Below are 16,269 nucleotides of genomic sequence, written 5' to 3'. Positions count from 1 at the left end.
CGGTTCGGGGTCCTGACTTGCGCCGGACCCGGCGAGCAAATGTTGGACGGGATGTTCAATCATTTGCATTCAGCATGTTCAACGCGGGCAGAGCTCGGTGTTTGCGAAGAAATACGCGATTTCCACATTTGCGGTTTCCACCGCGTCGGAACCATGCACCGCATTCGCGTCGATCGACGTCGCGAAGTCGGCGCGAATCGTGCCGGGCGCCGCTTCCTTCGGGTTGGTGGCGCCCATCAGATCGCGATGCTTCAGCACCGCGTTCTCGCCCTCGAGCGCCTGGATGATGACCGGGCCGGAAATCATGAACTCGACCAGCGGCGCGAAGAACGGACGCTCGCGATGCACCGCATAGAAACCTTCGGCTTCCTTGCGCGAGAGATGCTTCATCTTCGCCGCGACGATCTTCAGACCGGCTTTCTCGAATCGCGAGTAGATTTCGCCGATGACGTTCTTCGCGACCGCGTCGGGTTTGATGATGGAAAGGGTGCGCTCCAGCGCCATAAGCTCCGGGTCTCCGTGGGGTGAGGTTTACAGGAAACGGCGACAGATGCCGTTATAACGCCAAATCCGCGCCAATCCGCGGGCTTAGCTCACATTATCACGCAGGATTCTAGCTAATTTTTACGCAATTTGACACCGCATCGACTCGCGCCGTTTGACCGTTCCGATGCGCTCACCTACTATTCAAACGATCGTTTGACTGTGGATCCATGAACCGTGCGCACCGTCCAGCCGAATTTCTCCACAAAGGAACGCATCCTCGGTGTCGCCGAGACGCTGTTCGCCCGCCACGGGTTCGCCGGAGCCTCGCTGCGCCAGGTGACCGCCGCGGCCAAGGTGAACCTCGCCGCGGTGAACTATCACTTCGGCTCGAAGGAAAGCCTGATCGAGGAAGTGTTCCGCCGTCGCCTCGACGAACTCAACCGCCACCGCCTCGCCGCGCTGGCCGCCGTCGATTCGAAGCCGGACCGCCGGCTCGAGGACGTGCTCGACGCGTTCATCCGGCCCGCCCTCGAGCAGTCGATGGACAGCGCCGGCGGAGCCGCCTTCGTGCGCGTGCTGGCTCGCGCCTATGCCGAGCACGACGAGCGCCTGCGCAAGTTCCTGTCCGACAACTACGGCCACGTGCTGCGCGACTTCGCGGCTGCCTTCGCACAGCTGCTGCCGCATCTGGACAAGGAAGAGCTCTACTGGCGACTGGACATCGTCGCCGGCGCCCTTACCTACGCCATGGCCGACTTCGGCATGATCAAGCGCAAGAACGACGTGAGCGAGCACAGCCACCGCGAGCAGGCCGCGCAGCACCTTGTGCGCTTCGCCGCCGCGGGCCTGCGCGCGGAGTAGTTCCTGCGATCTTCCCTGATCGCCAAATCAAGGAGCGGCCTTCCCTGGCCGCACTCTTCAAGAAAACTCAGTCCCGTGAGGTTTGCATGAGTAACGTTCCTCTCCGTATCCGCAAGGCGGCGGTGCTCGGCGCCGGCGTGATGGGCGCACAGATTGCCGCGCACCTCGCCAACGCCGACGTGGAAACCCTGCTGTTCGACCTTCCTGCCAAGGAGGGTGACAAGAACGGCATCGTGACAAAGGCGATCCAGAATCTCGCCAAACTCTCGCCGGCACCGCTGGCCGAGAAATCGCGTGTGGCCGCGATCACCGCGGCGAACTACGACGACAACCTGGAGGCGCTGCGCGACTGCGACCTGGTCATCGAGGCGATCGCCGAACGACAGGACTGGAAGCTCGATCTTTACAAGAAGATTGCTCCGTATCTATCTGATTCTGCAGTTGTTGCAAGCAATACCTCAGGCCTCTCGATCAATGCGCTGGCGGATGCGCTGCCGGTCAAGCTGCGGCCGCGCTTCAGCGGCATCCACTTCTTCAATCCGCCGCGCTACATGCACCTGGTCGAGTTGATCCCGGACCGCGAAACCGACCGCGGCGTGCTCGCCGGCCTCGAGGCCTTTCTGACCACGACACTCGGCAAGGGCGTGGTCTACGCCAAGGACACGCCGAACTTCATCGGCAACCGCATCGGCGTGTTCTCGATCCTCGCGACCATGCACCACACGGCCGCCTTCAAGCTCGGCTTCGACCTCGTTGACGCACTGACCGGCCCGGCAATCGGCCGCCCGAAGAGCGCGACCTACCGCACCGCGGACGTGGTCGGCCTCGACACGATGGCGCATGTGATCAAGACGATGGCCGATACGCTGCCGAGCGACCCCTGGCATGCGCATTTCCAGGCGCCGGCATGGCTCACCGCCCTGATTGCCAAGGGCGCGCTGGGCCAGAAGACCGGCGCCGGCATCTACACCAAGCGCGGCAAGGACATCGTCATGCTGGATCTCGGCAAGCAGGACTACGTTCCATCCGCAGCGAAACCATCTGATGAAGTCGCTGCGATCCTCGCGGTCAAGAACCCGGCCGAGAAGTTCGCGAAGTTGCGCGCTTCAGGCGACCCGCAGGCGCAATTCCTGTGGGCGGTGTTCCGCGACCTGTTCCACTATTCCGCGTATCACCTCGCCGACATCGCCGAGACCGCGCGCGACGTCGACTTCGCGATCCGCTGGGGCTACGGCTGGAAGCTCGGACCGTTCGAGACCTGGCAGGCTGCCGGCTGGGCCGATGTCGCGAAATGGATCGCCGAGGACATCGCGGCTGGCAAGGCGATGAGCAGCGCGCCGCTGCCGACCTGGGTCGGCCAGGTCGACGGCGTGCACCATGCGGCCGGTTCGTATTCGCCGCATACCGGCAAGGACGAGCCGCGCTCGTCGCATCCGGTCTACCGGCGCCAGCTGTTTCCGGACGCGCTGATCGGCGAGAAGTTCGACACCGGCGCCACGCTCTGGGAAAACGACGGCGTGCGCCTGTGGCAACTGGGCGACGACGGCGTCGGTATCGTCTCGTTCAAGACCAAGATGAACACCGTCAACGATGCGGTGCTCGACGGCGTGCAGCAGGCGATCGACTACGCCGAGAAGAACCTCAAGGCGCTGGTGATCTGGCAGACCGGCGACGCGTTCTCGGCCGGGGCCGATCTCAAGGGCATGCTCGGCATGGTCCAGTCCGGCAAGATCGACGCGCTGGAATCGATGATTGCGAACTTCCAGAAGACCAGCCAGCGCATCAAATACTCGCTGGTGCCGGTCGTCGCCGCGGTGCGAGGGCTGACCCTCGGCGGCGGCTGCGAATTCCAGATGCACTGCGCGCGCACGGTCGCCGCACTGGAGAGCTATATCGGCCTGGTCGAGGCCGGTGTCGGCCTGCTGCCGGCCGGCGGCGGTCTCAAGGAAATCGCGGTACGCGCCTCGCAGCGTGCGGCCGCCGACGGCGATCCGTTCCCGGAGATCAAGCGCATGTTCGAGGCGGTCGCACAGGCCAAGCTCTCCGGCAGCGCGCTGGAAGCGAAGCAGCTCGGCCTGCTGCGCGACAGCGACGTCGTCGTGTTCAACAGCTTCGAGCTTCTGCATGTCGCCAAGAAGGTCGCGGCCTCGCTGGCGGAGACGGGCTATCGCCCGCCGCTGCGTGCGCGTGACGTGATCGCTGCCGGCGACGTCGGCACCGCAACGCTGAAGATGATGCTGGTCAACATGCTCGAAGGCCGCTTCATCTCGCCGCATGACGACGAGATCGCCTCGCGCATCGCCGACACGCTGTGCGGCGGCGTGATCGAACGCGACTCGCAGGTCGACGAACGCTGGCTGCTCGATCTCGAGCGCAAGCATTTCTTCGAACTCGCGCAGATGCCGAAGACACAGGAACGCATCCAGCACACGCTGACGACCGGCAAGCCGCTTAGAAACTGAGAAGCCGGGAATCGGGAATCGGGAATGGAGAATCGTTCAGAGCGCTAGGCGCCGACGATCCATCGACCTGCTTCGACGATTCCCGATTCCCCATTCCCGATTCCCGGAGAATCCAATGACCAAGCAAACCCAGGACGCCTACATCGTCTCCGCCGTGCGCACGCCGGTCGGCAAGGCGCCGCGCGGCGTGTTCCGCAACACGCGTCCCGATGATCTGCTCGCGCACGTGATCCGCGCGGCGATCGCGAAGGCCCCCGGCATCGATCCGGCGCGTATCGGCGACGCCATCATCGGCTGCGCGATGCCCGAGGCCGAGCAAGGCATGAATGTCGCGCGCATCGGCGTGTTGCTGGCCGGCCTGCCGAATTCGGTGCCCGGAGTCACCATCAACCGCTTCTGCTCATCCGGCGTGCAGGCGATCGCGATGGCGGCCGACCGCATCCGCCTCGGCGAGGCCGACCTGATGCTCGCCGGCGGCACCGAGAGCATGAGCATGGTGCCGATGATGGGCCACAAGATCGCGATGAATCCGGTCGCGTTCAGCGACGAGAATGTCGCGATCGCCTATGGCATGGGTATCACGGCCGAGAAGGTCGCGGAAAAGTGGAAGGTCAACCGCGAGGACCAGGACGCGTTCGCGCTCGCCTCGCACCAGAAGGCGCTGGCGGCAATCGCCGGTGGCGACTTCGCGGACGAGATCGCGCCGTTCACGCTCGCCGACCACTACCCGGATCTCTCGACGCACGCGATCCGTGACGACGCGCGCGTGATCTCGATCGATGAAGGCCCACGCAAGGATTCCAGCCTCGAAGGCCTGGCCAAGCTGAAACCCGTGTTCCGCATGGGCGGCAGCGTGACGGCGGGCAATTCCTCGCAGATGTCCGACGGTGCCGGCGCGCTGCTGCTTGCAAGCGAGCACGCGATCAAGGCCTACGGCCTGACCCCGCTCGCACGCTTCGTCGGCTTCGCGGTCGCCGGCGTGCCGCCCGAAATCATGGGCATCGGACCGATCGCGGCGATCCCGAAGGCGCTCGAACAGGCGGGGCTGAAGAAAGAACAGCTCGACTGGATCGAGCTCAACGAGGCATTCGCCGCACAGGCGCTCGCGGTGATCCGTGACGTCGGCCTCGACCCAGCCAGGGTCAATCCGCTCGGCGGCGCAATCGCACTCGGCCATCCGCTCGGCGCGACCGGCGCGGTGCGCGCGGCGACCTTGATCCACGGCCTGCGCCGGCGCAAACAGAAGTACGGCATGGTCACGATGTGCATCGGCACCGGCATGGGCGCGGCGGGGATCTTCGAGGCGGTTTGAACTCGGACCGCATGTGCCTCGACACGTGAAAGCCCTCTCCCCCGAGCGTGCTCGGGGGAGAGGGTTGGGTGAGGGGGCGGGGTTTCGACGAAGTTTGGTTGCGGCCGCTTGAACAAGCGCTTTTTGGATGAGCGCAACGCAAGATTTCTGCACAGCGCATGCGTGCGGCTCCACCCCCTCACCCCAGCCCTCTCCCCCAACATAAAGACGTTGGGGGAGAGGGAGCACGGAACCTACGCCAGCCGCGTCCCGTTCGGCACCGGCCGCTCGATCGAGGTCACGACGACGCCGTCGTCGGTCGGAAAGCCGGTCAGCAGGAACTCGGAACGAAACGGACCGACCTGCTTTTCCGGGAAATTGATCACGCCGACGATCTGACGTCCGACGAGTTCTTCTGCCGAATACAGATTCGTGATCTGCGCGCTGGTCTTCTTCTCGCCGTACGGGCCGAAGTCGACCCAGACCTTGTACGCAGGCTTGCGCGCCTCGGGAAACGGCTCGACGCACGTCACCGTGCCGGCCACGATCAACACCTTCTCGAAATCGGCCCAGCCGATCGTCGCGTTTTCCACCATCGGATTTGTTCCTGATCAGCGGCGCGCTGCGCCGGCTTCCGTTTCCCGCTGCAGGCCGATCTGTACCCAGCCGAGATTGATGCCGATCCGCTGCGCTTCCGGATTCGCCCAGGCATAGGCGAGCGTGCCGCCGTTGCGGTCGTCGATCACCGAGAGCTTGAGTACCGGCACGTTGCCGTCGCGATAGGTCAGGCGCTCCAGTCCTAACGAGTAGCCGGACGCGCTGCCGTCACGCCACTTCAGCGCGGCGCGTCCGCCCTCGCTGCCGAGACGGACGCTGCGGTCCATGTGCCAGTCCTTGCTGTCCGCAGCTGCAGTCGGCCCGGCGCCATTGACCGCGGCCCAGCCACCGAAGAACACGATCCTGCGCGCGTCCTCGCGCGCTTCCGTGCCGCGCGCCTGATCTGCATAGAGTCGCAGGCGCAGCCACTCCCCTTCGCGTTCGACCGCGATCGGCAGCAGCGGTGCTTGCGGCCCGATGCCGGGAACGATCGCCGCGCAGGAGGCCGGATCGCCGGCGACCTTGATGCCCGTGCCTGCGATCGTGCCGCGCAAGGCGCAAGCGTCGAGCGGCGCCCATTGCTGCGCATCGAACGCGGCGCCCATCGCCGGAGCCGCGAGCAATGCGCGATGCGGCAGCAACGCGGTCGCACCGTTCGCGCCGGCCACTTGTTGCATCGCCCAGACCGCATCCATGGCCGGTGTCGCGTCGAGATGGATGCGCCACAGCGTCCAGTCGGCGTGCGAGGTCGGTTCCAGCGTCACGACAACGTGCGCCGGCGCAATCGCGGCGGCGTTCTCGCGCGCGGTCCAGACTTGCTCGTGATTGTCGAACTCGCCGACCAGCATCCCATCGGCCATCGTGGGCGCACCGGCGACGCTCCGCGTTGCACCGGCATGCAGCGCATTCTGGCAGGCGGTCAACGACAGCAACACGAGCAATGACAGAATGATCCGGTTCATCCCCCAAGCATAGCAGCCGCGACCGTCTCGCCGATTCGGCGACGGGCGGCACGCTGCGCGCGGATTGCCTTCGCTATAGTGCGCCGGCTCTTCCGGGGAGATCGCATGACCACCGACATCCAGCGCGCCGATCCGCGCCTGCGCCGCATCACCGTAGTCGTCCTGGTTGTGGCGACGCTTGCCGCCGCGCTGTTCGTATTCGCATTGCAGCGCTGGATGCTGCAGCAGGTCGAACGGCTGCCGACCGAACAGATGATCGTTGAATTGCGCCATTGGATCGGCATGCTGCTGACCGGAAGCGGACTGTGCCTGCTGGTGCTCGCCGGCTACGCGGCACGCCTTGCGCGCCGTGTCATCGCTGAGCGGCGCTGGCCGCTCGCGGGCACGCGCGTGCTGCGCGACACGCCGATCCGTCGCGATGCCGCCGCGCTGCGCCTGGCCCGCCTGTTGAACCTCGTCGCGGTCGCGTTGATCGCACTCGCGATCGGCGTCGGTGTGGTGAGCTGGCGGCTGTTCACTGCCGGATACTCAGCCTTGTAGGAGCGGCTTCAGCCGCGATGCTTTTCCTCCGATGGCGCGAGAGCCGAAGCATCGCGGCTGAAGCCGCTCCTACAGGCGCGCCAGCGCGGCATCGAGGTCCGCAATCAGCACCTCAGGCTCCTCTAGCCCGATCGACAGGCGCACCAGGCTCAGCGACAGGCCGGGCGGCGGATGCAACTGCGCATCGGCCGGGTAAACCGCACATACCGGGAACGCCAGCGATTCGTAGCCACCCCACGACACCGTCATCAGGAAACGTTCAAGACCGTCGCAGAAGCGCTCGACCGCGGCGACATCCGCTGCATCGAGTTCGATCGTCAACAGGCCACTCGCGCCGTGCAATTGGCGCTCGCTCAGGCCGAGCTGCGGATTGCCGTGCGCGCGCGGCGAGTACACACGACGCACGCGCGGATGCGCTTCGAGGAACGCAAGCACGTGCGAAGTGGTCGCCGCGATGCGTTCCATGCGGATCGGCAGCGTGCGCAGGCCGCGGATCATCAGCCAGGCATCGTGCGGCGCGAGGATCGCGCCGAGCGTCATGTACGGACCGCGGAACACCTCGCGGATCAGCACTGCACCGCCGCATAGCGCGCCGGCGACCACGTCGCTGTGGCCGTTCAGGTACTTGGTCGCCGAATGCGCGACGAGGTCGATGCCGAGTGCGAGCGGCGACTGGTTCAGCGGGGTCGCATAACTGTTGTCGCACAAGGTACGGATGCCACGCGCCTTGGCCAGCGCAGCGACCGCCGCCAGATCCTGCTGCTCGAACGTCATCGAGTTCGGGCTTTCCAGCACGATCAGGCGTGTGCGCTCGGTGAGCGCCGACTCGAAGTTCGCGATCTCGGTGCCGTCGACGAACGTCGTTGAAACGCCGAAGCGGCCCAGCAGATCCTTCAGCACCGCGCGCGTCCAGCTGTACGGCTTGGCGACGCAGACAACGTGGTCGCCGCCGGATACGCAGGCGATCGCAGCGGCCGACATCGCCGCCGCACCGCTGCCGAACATCAGGCAATCCTCGGCGCCCTCGAGTGCGGCGACTTTCTTCCTCAGGATCTCGACAGTCGGATTGTTGCCGCGCGTGTAGACATGGTTGCCGAGTTCGTCGCGAAATCCCGTCCGCATCGACGCAACGGTCGGGAATGCGAAGATCGACGACTGAACGATCGGTGGCGCGACCGCGCCGAAGTACTGCTCACGGTCCTCGCCGAGGTGGTTGAGGATCCAGCTGAGATCCATGCCGCGCTCCCCTGCTCGATCGGTCAGATCGTACTGATCCAGTCTCGCACCGCCGGAGCCAGCTGCGGATCCTCCAGCGCCATCGCCATCGTCGCCTTGACCAGGCCGAGTTTGTTGCCGCAATCGAAGCGGGTGCCCTCGAAGCGGTACGCGAGCACGGACTGTTCTGACAGCAGCGCCTCGATCGCGTCGGTGAGCTGGATCTCGCCGCCCGCACCGGGCTTGGTCGTTTCGAGCAACTCGAAGATGCGGCCTGGCAGCACATAACGACCGACGATCGCAAGGTTCGACGGGGCTACTTCGGGTTTCGGCTTCTCGACGACCAGCCTGATCTTCGCGGCGCGCTCGGAAACCGCAGTCGCGTCGACGATGCCGTACTTGTCGGTCTGATTGTGCGGGACTTCCTCGACCGCGATCACACCGGCGTTCTCGGTCGCCGAGAGTTCGGCCATCTGGCGCAGCGCGCCAGCACGCTTGCCGTTCCAGATCAGGTCGTCGGGCAGCACAACACCGAATGGCTCGTCACCGACGACCGGCTTCGCGCAGAGCACCGCATGGCCGAGACCGAGCGCCTCGGGCTGGGTCACGAACACGCAGCGCACGTTGCGCGGCAAAGTGCCCTGCACCATCGCGAGCAGGTCCTTCTTGCCTGACTGCGCGAGCTTGCTCTCGAGCTCGTAGGCCTTGTCGAAATAATCCGCGATTGCATGCTTGTAGCGGTTGGTCACGAAGATCAACGTGTCCGCGCCGGCGTCGACAGCCTCGTCGACCGCGTACTGGATCAGAGGCCGGTCGAGTACCGGCAACATTTCCTTGGCGACGACCTTGGTCGCCGGCAGGAAGCGCGTGCCGAGACCGGCAACCGGGAAAACGACCTTGCGCAAACGCTTGCTCATGCAGTGTCCTTGTGTAATTTGAAAGTGCGGCCAAGGATGGCCGCATTTTGATTCAGGCGATCAAGGAACGATCGCAAAGAAAAATGAAGTGCGACCATGAATGCCGCTTTTTGATTCCGCGATCAAGGATCGATCGCAAAAAACTTCCCGGAGACGTTTTTGACATCGCGCCAGCGATGGTCCGAACGGTGACCGCCATGGATGGCGGGCACAAAAACTCACCGCGATCCGAATGCGACGACGACACCATCCGAGGGCGTGCCGTCACTGGCGAACTCGGGCAACAGTTGATCGAGGATGCGCCTCAGCATGCCCTCGTCGAAGTCGCGCACCGCGAGTTCGCCCTGGCGCAACTGCGTCGTCAGCAGGTTCCAGGCCATGCTGCGCGGTTGTGCGAGGAAGATCTTCGCGTGCGCGGTGTCGGTGTACTGCTCGTGCGGATGGAACAGTTCCTCGAACAGCTTCTCGCCGGGGCGCAGGCCGGTATAGATGATCGGGATATCACCGCTCTCATGCTTGCCGGCGAGACGGATCATCTGCTCGGCAAGGTCGCGGATCTTCACCGGCTCGCCCATGTCGAGCGCGAAGATCTCGCCGCCATTGCCGAGTACCGATGCCTGCAGGATCAACTGGCAGGCTTCCGGGATCGTCATGAAATAGCGCGTGATCTCCGGATGCGTGACTGTGACCGGTCCGCCCGCGCGGATCTGCTCCCGGAAGCGCGGCACGACCGATCCCGCAGAATCGAGCACATTGCCGAACCGCACCGTGATGAAGCGCGTGTGCGACTGCCGCGCGAAGTTCTGGCAGAACAGTTCCGCGACACGCTTGCAGGCGCCCATCACGCTGGTGGGATTGACCGCCTTGTCGGTCGAGATCAGCACGAAGCTGTCTGCGCCATGCGCATCCGCGGCCTCGGCCAGCGCCTTGGTGCCGAGCACGTTGTTGCGGAACGCCTCGCGAACCTGCCCTTGCAGCAGAGGCACATGCTTGTACGCGGCCGCGTGGAACACGACCTGCGGACGCGCCTGCTCGAACACGCGCGCGCACGTCATCGCGTCGCCGCAGTCGCCGAGCCAGGCGTTGAACAGCAGGTCCGGATAGTCGCGCCGCAGTTCCTGCTCGATCATGTAGAGGTTGTATTCGGACAGCTCCAGCACGGTCAGCGATTCGGCACCGAGCCGCGCGACCTGTCGGCACAGTTCCGAGCCGATCGAGCCACCGCCGCCGCTGACCAGCACGCGCTTGCCGGCGAGACGCGTGCGGATCGCGGTCCAGTCGAGCTGCACCTGTTCGCGGCCGAGCAGGTCCTCGATCGCGACTTCCTTGAGTTCGTTGAAGCTGGAGCGGCCGGCGACCACGTCCTCGAGCCGCGGCACCGTGCGGAACGGCAGGTTGCACTCCTCGCACAGATCGACCGCACGGCGCATCTGCACCTTGTTCGCGGCCGGCATCGCGATGACCAGCATTTCCGCAGCGGTCTCGCGTGCGAGCTGCGGCAGTTGATCGAGCGTGCCCAGCACCGGAATGCCGTGCAGGCGCGATCCGCGCAGCTGCACGTTGTCGTCGAGGAAACCGACCGGGGTATACCGGTTCTCGCGGCGCAAATCGCGCACCAGCGCGTCGCCGGCCTTGCCCGCGCCCAGCACGAGAATGCGCTGGCTCGGCGCGCGCGTGACGAAGTCGAGGCGGCTGTCCTTCCAGTAGCGGTAGGCCAGGCGCGGCACACCGAGCAGGACCGCGAGTACCAGCGGGTACACCAATAGCACCGTGCGCGGCACGGTGACCAGGCGGTTGTACACGAACAGCGTGATCGCGACCGCGAATGCGCCGAGCAGGCACGCGCGGAATATGTTCCAGATGTCCGGCATGCTGGCGAAGCGCCACAGCCCGCGGTACAGGCCGGTCCACCAGAAGATGAGGCCCTGCGCGGCGAGCACCAGCCAGACTTCGTGCCCGAACAGCGAGACCGGCGAGGGGTTGGGCGCCAGCGACCAGCGCAACATGCTGACCGCGGTCCAGGTCAGCCAGACCATCAGCATGTCGTGGGCGACGACCGCTAGGCGCGGATGGATGCCGGCGATGGTCTTACGCAGCAGCATGGCGACTCCGCGTCGTTACGTTGCGCAAACACCAGCGCTTGCCGAGCCACCAGACTGTGCAGGCCAGCGCGTAGACCGCAACGGCAGGGCCAAACCTGTTCGTTGTCGGCCCATCGACGATGGACGCGCCGGTCCGGGCCATGCGATTCATCCAGTAGACGGCGGGCAGCACGATCAGCAGATTCCATCCCATGTAGAGCGCGACCACCCGCGCATGCGAAAAGCCGCAGCGCACCAGCCACTGGTACAGGTGCTCGCGGTGCGCACTATACCAACGCCGGCCACGCAGCATGCGCGAGAGCAGCGTGCAGGTCGCGTCGGTGACGAAGGCCGAACACAGCACGATGCCGCTGGCCAGCGCGATGCCCGGGGTCGCCATCTGCCACAGCACCGCGATCGCAACCAGCAGACCCAGAACGCCACTGCCGACGTCCCCCATAAAAATGCGTGCGCGCGGGAAATTGAATGGCAGGAAGCCACCGGCAGCGATCGCACATGCGCCGATGCATCCGGCCTGGCCTGGGTAGCCGGTGAGCAGGCAGATCCATGCGAGCGTGCCCAGCACGAACATTGCCTGCAGCGCCAGCAACCCATCGATGCCGTCCATGAAGTTGTGCAGGTTGATCGACCACACGATCGCAAGACCGGGGAACACCGCGGCCAGCGTGTACATCAACAGCGCACCTCGTCCGGTTATGGGATCCGACAGACCGATCAGCACTGCGGGCGTCGCGAGCAACACGAGTGCCGCGAGGCAGTGCGCGGCCAGGCGCGTGCGCGCACGCAGACCACCGTGATCGTCGATCCAGCCCACCATGCCGACGACAACGACCGCGGCCATCACCGATAGTGCGAGCGCGCGGATCGAAGACTCCGATTGCGCGGCGAAGAGTGCGATCACGAAGAGCGCACCGACCACGATCCCGATGCCGCCACCTCGCGGGGTCGGGACCTGATGCGAGCGGCGCTGCCCCGGCTGGTCGAGCAGTTGCCGGTGAAGCGCGTACGCGATGCTGAAGTGCGTACACGAGGCGGCCAACACCAGGGCGACGGCAGCGACAATTGCCCACTCTGCCAGCGACCAGACGGCCATCGCGAGCCCTACTCGCCGACCACGCCGTGAATCGGCCTCACCGAGCCCCAGCTCTTGCAGCTCGGGCACTGCCAGTGGTGCGCCTTCGCGCCGAAGCCGCATTTGTTGCAGCGGTACATCGCCTTGCCCTCGACGAGCTGGCGGGTCAGGTCGCGCAGGGTCAGGAAGTTCTCGCGCGCCTCGCCGCTGGCGGTGTGCAGGTTGACGTCGATCAGCGCCATCAGCGCGCGCACCGATGGGCGCTGGCGCAGGATCCGGTTCAGGAAATCGACGGCCGCGGCCTCGCCACGCGTCGTCGCGTACAGTTTTGCAAGGGCCAACACCGGCGAGACGCCCTGGTAGCGCTCGGTGATGTCGAGCAGGAATTCCTCGGCACGCTGCATGCGCTGCGCACGCGCGTAGCAGTCGAGCAGCGGCGAGAGGATCTCCGGCATGTAGTCGATATCGAGCTCGGCAACGCGCTCGAAGGCGCGGATCGCGGCGTCGAGATTGCCGGCGGCGGACTCGATGTGGCCCTCGATCATGCTCGCGCGGACACACTCGGGCTCGACTGCGAACGCTTCCGCCACACGCGCCCGCGCATCGTCGCGCGCACCCTGCGCGCGGGCCTGCTCGGCGAGTTCGCAATAGAACTGCGCGATCACGGCACCCTGCGACTCGCCGGTCACCTGCTCCAGCCGCTGCGCATTCTGGATCGCCTTGTCCCAGTCGCGCTCGTGCTGGTAGATCGCGATCAGGTGCTTCAGCGCGGACGGCGCCAGCGCATCCATCGCGACGAGGTCGGTAAACAGGGTTTCGGCCCGGTCGAGCAGGCCGGCGCGCATGTAGTCCTCGCCGAGTTCGAGCAAGGCGACCGTCTTCTCGTCCTGGCTGAGGTTCGGTCGGGCAATTAGGTGCTGATGCACGCGGATCGCACGATCCACCTCACCGCGACGCCGGAACAGGTTGCCCAGTGCAAGGTGCGTCTCGACGGTGTCGCGGTTGATCTCGGCGAGCTTGAGGAACACCTCGATCGCCTTGTCCTGCTGCTCGTTGAGCAGGTAGTTGAGGCCGCGGAAATAGCTGGTCGACAGTTCGCTGACGCGCGCGCCGGAAGTGCGCTCGCTGCGACGGCGTCCGAGCACCCAACCGGAAAACGCGGCGACCGGCAGCAGCAGGAACAGCAGGGCGAGTTCGTTCATGCGTCCTCGCGCGTCCCGGCGGACGGCAGCGTCCGGGCTTCGCGCAGATCGCGATGCACCGTGCGCAGATCGCGCCGCAGTCGCGGTACCTGCCCGACCCACGCGACGAGGCCACCGAGCAGCCAGCCGGCGAGCAATGCGCCCAGGAGCGCCGCGCCGGTCGGCATGGCGAGCTGGAAGAAGTAGAAGTCAATCGGAATGCGCGCACCGTTGAGCGCGCCGAACAGCGCACCCAGTGCAACGACGAGGAGGATCAGGATGATCAGGATCAAGCGCATGGTCGGCAGGCGATGCGAAAGCCCACGCATGATAAAGGGTCCGCGATGAACTGCATTCGGCGACTCCGGAATGTCGACGTTGCAGCCGCGCCGTCAGCGGCGCGTGATCTGGTCGTCGCTGGCGATCAGGCGGTTTCCGCCGTCTTCGCCGGCCCGACCTTCTCGTTGACGCGCTCGCGCAGCTCCTTGCCCGGCTTGAAATGCGGAACGTGCTTGCCCGGCAGCGCGACCGAATCGCCAGTCTTCGGGTTGCGGCCCATGCGCGGCGGCCGGTAGTGCAACGAGAAACTCCCGAAACCGCGGATCTCGATGCGTTCGCCGGTCGAGAGCGAATGGCTCATTTGCTCGAGCACGCTCTTGACGGCGAGTTCGACGTCGTTCGCAGCAAGGTGCTTCTGCCGCTGGGCCAGGGACTCGATCAGCTCCGACTTGGTCATCGCGATGGGAATGGTTGCGTTCTCGGTTCAAAAAAACGCGCACCGTCGCCGGTGCGCGCGGGTTGCGTGGCAGCGCGCGGATCACGCCGCGCGCTGCGGCCATCAACGGTTCAGCTGTTCCTTCAGCAGCGCGCCGAGCTTGGTGGTGCCGCCCGAAGCGCTCTGGTATTCCTCGAGGGTGCTCTGCAGTTCGTCCTCGTCCTTCGCGCGGATCGAGAGCTGCAGGCTGCGGCCCTTGCGGTCCATGCCGGTGAACTTGGCTTCGACCGAATCGCCGACCTTGAGGTACTGCGTCGCATCGTCAACGCGTTCCTTGGCGATGTCGTTCGCGCGCAGATAGCCCTCGACGCCGTCGCCCAGATCGATCGTCGCGCCCTTGGCGTCGACTTCACGAACCGTGCCGGTGAGGATGCTGCCGCGCGGATGCGCCGCCATGAACTGGCCGAACGGATCCTGCTCGAGCTGCTTGATGCCGAGCGAGATGCGCTCACGCTCCGGATCGACCGCCAGCACGACCGCCTCGATCTCGTCGCCCTTCTTGAAGTTGCGCACGAGGTCTTCGCCGGTGGTCTGCCACGAGATGTCGGACAGGTGCACCAGGCCGTCGATACCGCCGTCGAGACCGACGAAGATGCCGAAGTCGGTGATCGACTTGATCGTGCCCGAGACCTTGTCGTTCTTCTTGTGGATCGCGGCGAACGCTTCCCACGGATTCGCGCTGACCTGCTTCATGCCGAGCGAGATGCGGCGGCGCTCTTCGTCCACATCGAGCACCATGACCTCGACCTCGTCGCCGACCTGCACGACCTTGGCCGGGTTGACGTTCTTGTTGGTCCAGTCCATCTCGGACACGTGGACCAGGCCTTCGACGCCCGGCTCCAGCTCGACGAAGCAGCCGTAGTCGGTGACGTTGGAGACCTTGCCGAACAGGCGCGTGCCGGTCGGATAGCGGCGCGCGATCGCGACCCACGGATCCTCGCCGAGCTGCTTGAGGCCGAGCGAGACGCGGTTGCGCTCGCGATCGAACTTCAGCACGCGGACATCCAGCTCGTCGCCGACGTTGACGACTTCGGACGGATGACGCACGCGCTTCCACGCCATGTCGGTGATGTGCAGCAGGCCATCGATGCCGCCGAGGTCGACGAACGCGCCGTAGTCGGTGAGGTTCTTGACCACGCCCTTGACGACTGCGCCTTCCTGCAGGCGGTCGAGCAGCTGTTCGCGCTCGGCGCTGAACTCGCTTTCGACAACCGCGCGACGCGACACGACCACGTTGTTGCGCTTGCGGTCGAGCTTGATGATCTTGAACTCGAGTTCCTTGCCCTCGAGGTAGGACGGGTCGCGCACCGGACGCACGTCGACCAGCGAGCCCGGCAGGAACGCGCGGACATCCTTGATGTCGACCGTGAAGCCACCCTTGACCTTGCCGGAGATGCGGCCGGTGACGGCGGCATTGGCGGTCTGCGCTTCCTCGAGTTCGTCCCACACCAGCGAGCGCTTGGCCTTCTCGCGCGAGAGCATGGTCTCGCCGAAGCCGTTTTCGATTGCGTCGAGCGCGACCTTGACGTCGTCGCCGACGCTGATCTCGAGTTCGCCCTTCTCGTTCTTGAACTGCTCGATCGGGATGATGCCTTCGGACTTGAGGCCTGCATTGACAACGACTACGTCGGAGCGGATCTCGACGACGGTGCCGGTGACAATCGCGCCGGAGCGCAGCTTGGCCAGCGATTGGCTCTGTTCGAACAGTTCAGCGAAACTTTCAGTCATGTTGGTTTCCAGTGATGAAACAGGCCGTCGTCCGGACGTAACGGGATCGACAACCCACCTTCGGTGGATGCGGAATACGC

The 16,269-nt window shown here is 65.4% G+C and carries 15 protein-coding genes; 4 read left to right on the top strand and 11 right to left on the bottom strand.

Features of this window, described 5'->3' with window-relative positions; all coding sequences use genetic code 11:
• Positions 1-78: 78 nt before the first annotated feature.
• Complete coding sequence (gene ndk, locus ABD002_RS02745) at positions 79-504, bottom strand: nucleoside-diphosphate kinase (RefSeq protein WP_343786893.1); 426 nt, start codon at positions 502-504, stop codon at positions 79-81.
• Between the two features lie 216 nt (positions 505-720).
• Between ndk and ABD002_RS02740 the strand changes: the two genes are divergently transcribed.
• The 3 genes from ABD002_RS02740 to ABD002_RS02730 all read left to right on the top strand — a co-directional run bounded on the left by ABD002_RS02740 (position 721) and on the right by ABD002_RS02730 (position 5,121).
• Positions 721-1,347 (top strand): TetR/AcrR family transcriptional regulator, encoded by a 627-nt coding sequence (locus ABD002_RS02740; RefSeq protein WP_343786891.1) that lies wholly within the window; start codon positions 721-723, stop codon positions 1,345-1,347.
• Positions 1,348-1,433: 86 nt separating this feature from the next.
• Positions 1,434-3,809 (top strand): 3-hydroxyacyl-CoA dehydrogenase/enoyl-CoA hydratase family protein, encoded by a 2,376-nt coding sequence (locus ABD002_RS02735; RefSeq protein WP_343786889.1) that lies wholly within the window; start codon positions 1,434-1,436, stop codon positions 3,807-3,809.
• A 115-nt stretch (positions 3,810-3,924) separates the two neighbouring features.
• Positions 3,925-5,121: an acetyl-CoA C-acyltransferase gene (locus ABD002_RS02730; protein ID WP_343786887.1), complete on the top strand. Its 1,197-nt coding sequence runs from the start codon at positions 3,925-3,927 to the stop codon at positions 5,119-5,121.
• Between the two features lie 233 nt (positions 5,122-5,354).
• Here the strand turns inward: ABD002_RS02730 and ABD002_RS02725 are convergent, their stop codons facing one another.
• The gene (locus ABD002_RS02725) at positions 5,355-5,696 is read right to left on the bottom strand and encodes a tRNA-binding protein (protein ID WP_343786885.1); all 342 of its coding nucleotides are present in this window, start codon (positions 5,694-5,696) and stop codon (positions 5,355-5,357) included.
• A 15-nt stretch (positions 5,697-5,711) separates the two neighbouring features.
• Positions 5,712-6,659 (bottom strand): hypothetical protein, encoded by a 948-nt coding sequence (locus ABD002_RS02720; RefSeq protein WP_343786884.1) that lies wholly within the window; start codon positions 6,657-6,659, stop codon positions 5,712-5,714.
• A gap of 105 nt (positions 6,660-6,764) precedes the next feature.
• Between ABD002_RS02720 and ABD002_RS02715 the strand changes: the two genes are divergently transcribed.
• Positions 6,765-7,199 carry a hypothetical protein gene (locus ABD002_RS02715; protein WP_343786882.1) on the top strand — a complete coding sequence of 145 codons (435 nt, stop codon included), beginning with the start codon at positions 6,765-6,767 and terminating at the stop codon, positions 7,197-7,199.
• A gap of 69 nt (positions 7,200-7,268) precedes the next feature.
• On the opposite strand, the gene ABD002_RS02710 is transcribed toward ABD002_RS02715, so the two are convergent.
• From ABD002_RS02710 to rpsA, 8 genes are all read right to left on the bottom strand, one after another.
• On the bottom strand, positions 7,269-8,435 hold the full coding sequence (locus ABD002_RS02710) for a trans-sulfuration enzyme family protein (RefSeq protein ID WP_343786881.1): 1,167 nt from the start codon (positions 8,433-8,435) through the stop codon (positions 7,269-7,271).
• A gap of 23 nt (positions 8,436-8,458) precedes the next feature.
• A complete protein-coding gene (gene galU / locus ABD002_RS02705) occupies positions 8,459-9,331 on the bottom strand; it encodes a UTP--glucose-1-phosphate uridylyltransferase GalU (RefSeq protein WP_343786879.1) in 873 nt (290 codons plus the stop codon).
• Between the two features lie 218 nt (positions 9,332-9,549).
• Positions 9,550-11,433 (bottom strand): polysaccharide biosynthesis protein, encoded by a 1,884-nt coding sequence (locus ABD002_RS02700; protein WP_343786877.1) that lies wholly within the window; start codon positions 11,431-11,433, stop codon positions 9,550-9,552.
• Positions 11,420-12,526, bottom strand: a complete 1,107-nt coding sequence (locus ABD002_RS02695; protein WP_343786876.1) for an MraY family glycosyltransferase — start codon at positions 12,524-12,526, stop codon at positions 11,420-11,422. Before ABD002_RS02695 ends, ABD002_RS02700 begins: the two co-directional genes overlap by 14 nt.
• A gap of 8 nt (positions 12,527-12,534) precedes the next feature.
• Positions 12,535-13,707: a lipopolysaccharide assembly protein LapB gene (lapB, locus tag ABD002_RS02690; RefSeq protein ID WP_343786874.1), complete on the bottom strand. Its 1,173-nt coding sequence runs from the start codon at positions 13,705-13,707 to the stop codon at positions 12,535-12,537.
• On the bottom strand, positions 13,704-13,985 hold the full coding sequence (locus ABD002_RS02685; RefSeq protein ID WP_343787058.1) for a lipopolysaccharide assembly protein LapA domain-containing protein: 282 nt from the start codon (positions 13,983-13,985) through the stop codon (positions 13,704-13,706). Before ABD002_RS02685 ends, lapB begins: the two co-directional genes overlap by 4 nt.
• 125 nt (positions 13,986-14,110) lie before the next feature.
• Positions 14,111-14,422, bottom strand: a complete 312-nt coding sequence (locus ABD002_RS02680) for an integration host factor subunit beta (protein WP_343786872.1) — start codon at positions 14,420-14,422, stop codon at positions 14,111-14,113.
• A gap of 102 nt (positions 14,423-14,524) precedes the next feature.
• Positions 14,525-16,189, bottom strand: coding sequence for a 30S ribosomal protein S1 (gene rpsA / locus ABD002_RS02675; protein WP_343786871.1), 1,665 nt, complete (start codon positions 16,187-16,189; stop codon positions 14,525-14,527).
• Between the last annotated feature and the right edge of the window lie 80 nt (positions 16,190-16,269).

The sequence above is a fragment of the Dokdonella soli genome, from assembly GCF_039523175.1.
GTDB classification, from domain to species: domain Bacteria; phylum Pseudomonadota; class Gammaproteobacteria; order Xanthomonadales; family Rhodanobacteraceae; genus Dokdonella_A; species Dokdonella_A soli.
The sequence above is the reverse complement of the archived record's forward strand: the minus strand, read 5'-3'. Positions and strand labels throughout refer to the sequence as shown.

Excerpts from the sequence above, each read along its gene's own strand:
- rpsA (WP_343786871.1), bottom strand. The coding sequence starts at position 16,189 with ATGACTGAAAGTTTCGCTGAACTGTTCGAACAGAGCCAATCGCTGGCC.
- galU (WP_343786879.1), bottom strand. The coding sequence starts at position 9,331 with ATGAGCAAGCGTTTGCGCAAGGTCGTTTTCCCGGTTGCCGGTCTCGGC.
- ABD002_RS02725 (WP_343786885.1), bottom strand. The coding sequence starts at position 5,696 with ATGGTGGAAAACGCGACGATCGGCTGGGCCGATTTCGAGAAGGTGTTG.
- ABD002_RS02730 (WP_343786887.1), top strand. The coding sequence starts at position 3,925 with ATGACCAAGCAAACCCAGGACGCCTACATCGTCTCCGCCGTGCGCACG.
- ABD002_RS02695 (WP_343786876.1), bottom strand. The coding sequence starts at position 12,526 with ATGGCCGTCTGGTCGCTGGCAGAGTGGGCAATTGTCGCTGCCGTCGCC.
- ABD002_RS02710 (WP_343786881.1), bottom strand. The coding sequence starts at position 8,435 with ATGGATCTCAGCTGGATCCTCAACCACCTCGGCGAGGACCGTGAGCAG.
- ABD002_RS02715 (WP_343786882.1), top strand. The coding sequence starts at position 6,765 with ATGACCACCGACATCCAGCGCGCCGATCCGCGCCTGCGCCGCATCACC.
- ABD002_RS02700 (WP_343786877.1), bottom strand. The coding sequence starts at position 11,433 with ATGCTGCTGCGTAAGACCATCGCCGGCATCCATCCGCGCCTAGCGGTC.
- ABD002_RS02720 (WP_343786884.1), bottom strand. The coding sequence starts at position 6,659 with ATGAACCGGATCATTCTGTCATTGCTCGTGTTGCTGTCGTTGACCGCC.
- ndk (WP_343786893.1), bottom strand. The coding sequence starts at position 504 with ATGGCGCTGGAGCGCACCCTTTCCATCATCAAACCCGACGCGGTCGCG.
- ABD002_RS02685 (WP_343787058.1), bottom strand. The coding sequence starts at position 13,985 with ATGCGCTTGATCCTGATCATCCTGATCCTCCTCGTCGTTGCACTGGGT.
- lapB (WP_343786874.1), bottom strand. The coding sequence starts at position 13,707 with ATGAACGAACTCGCCCTGCTGTTCCTGCTGCTGCCGGTCGCCGCGTTT.
- ABD002_RS02680 (WP_343786872.1), bottom strand. The coding sequence starts at position 14,422 with ATGACCAAGTCGGAGCTGATCGAGTCCCTGGCCCAGCGGCAGAAGCAC.
- ABD002_RS02735 (WP_343786889.1), top strand. The coding sequence starts at position 1,434 with ATGAGTAACGTTCCTCTCCGTATCCGCAAGGCGGCGGTGCTCGGCGCC.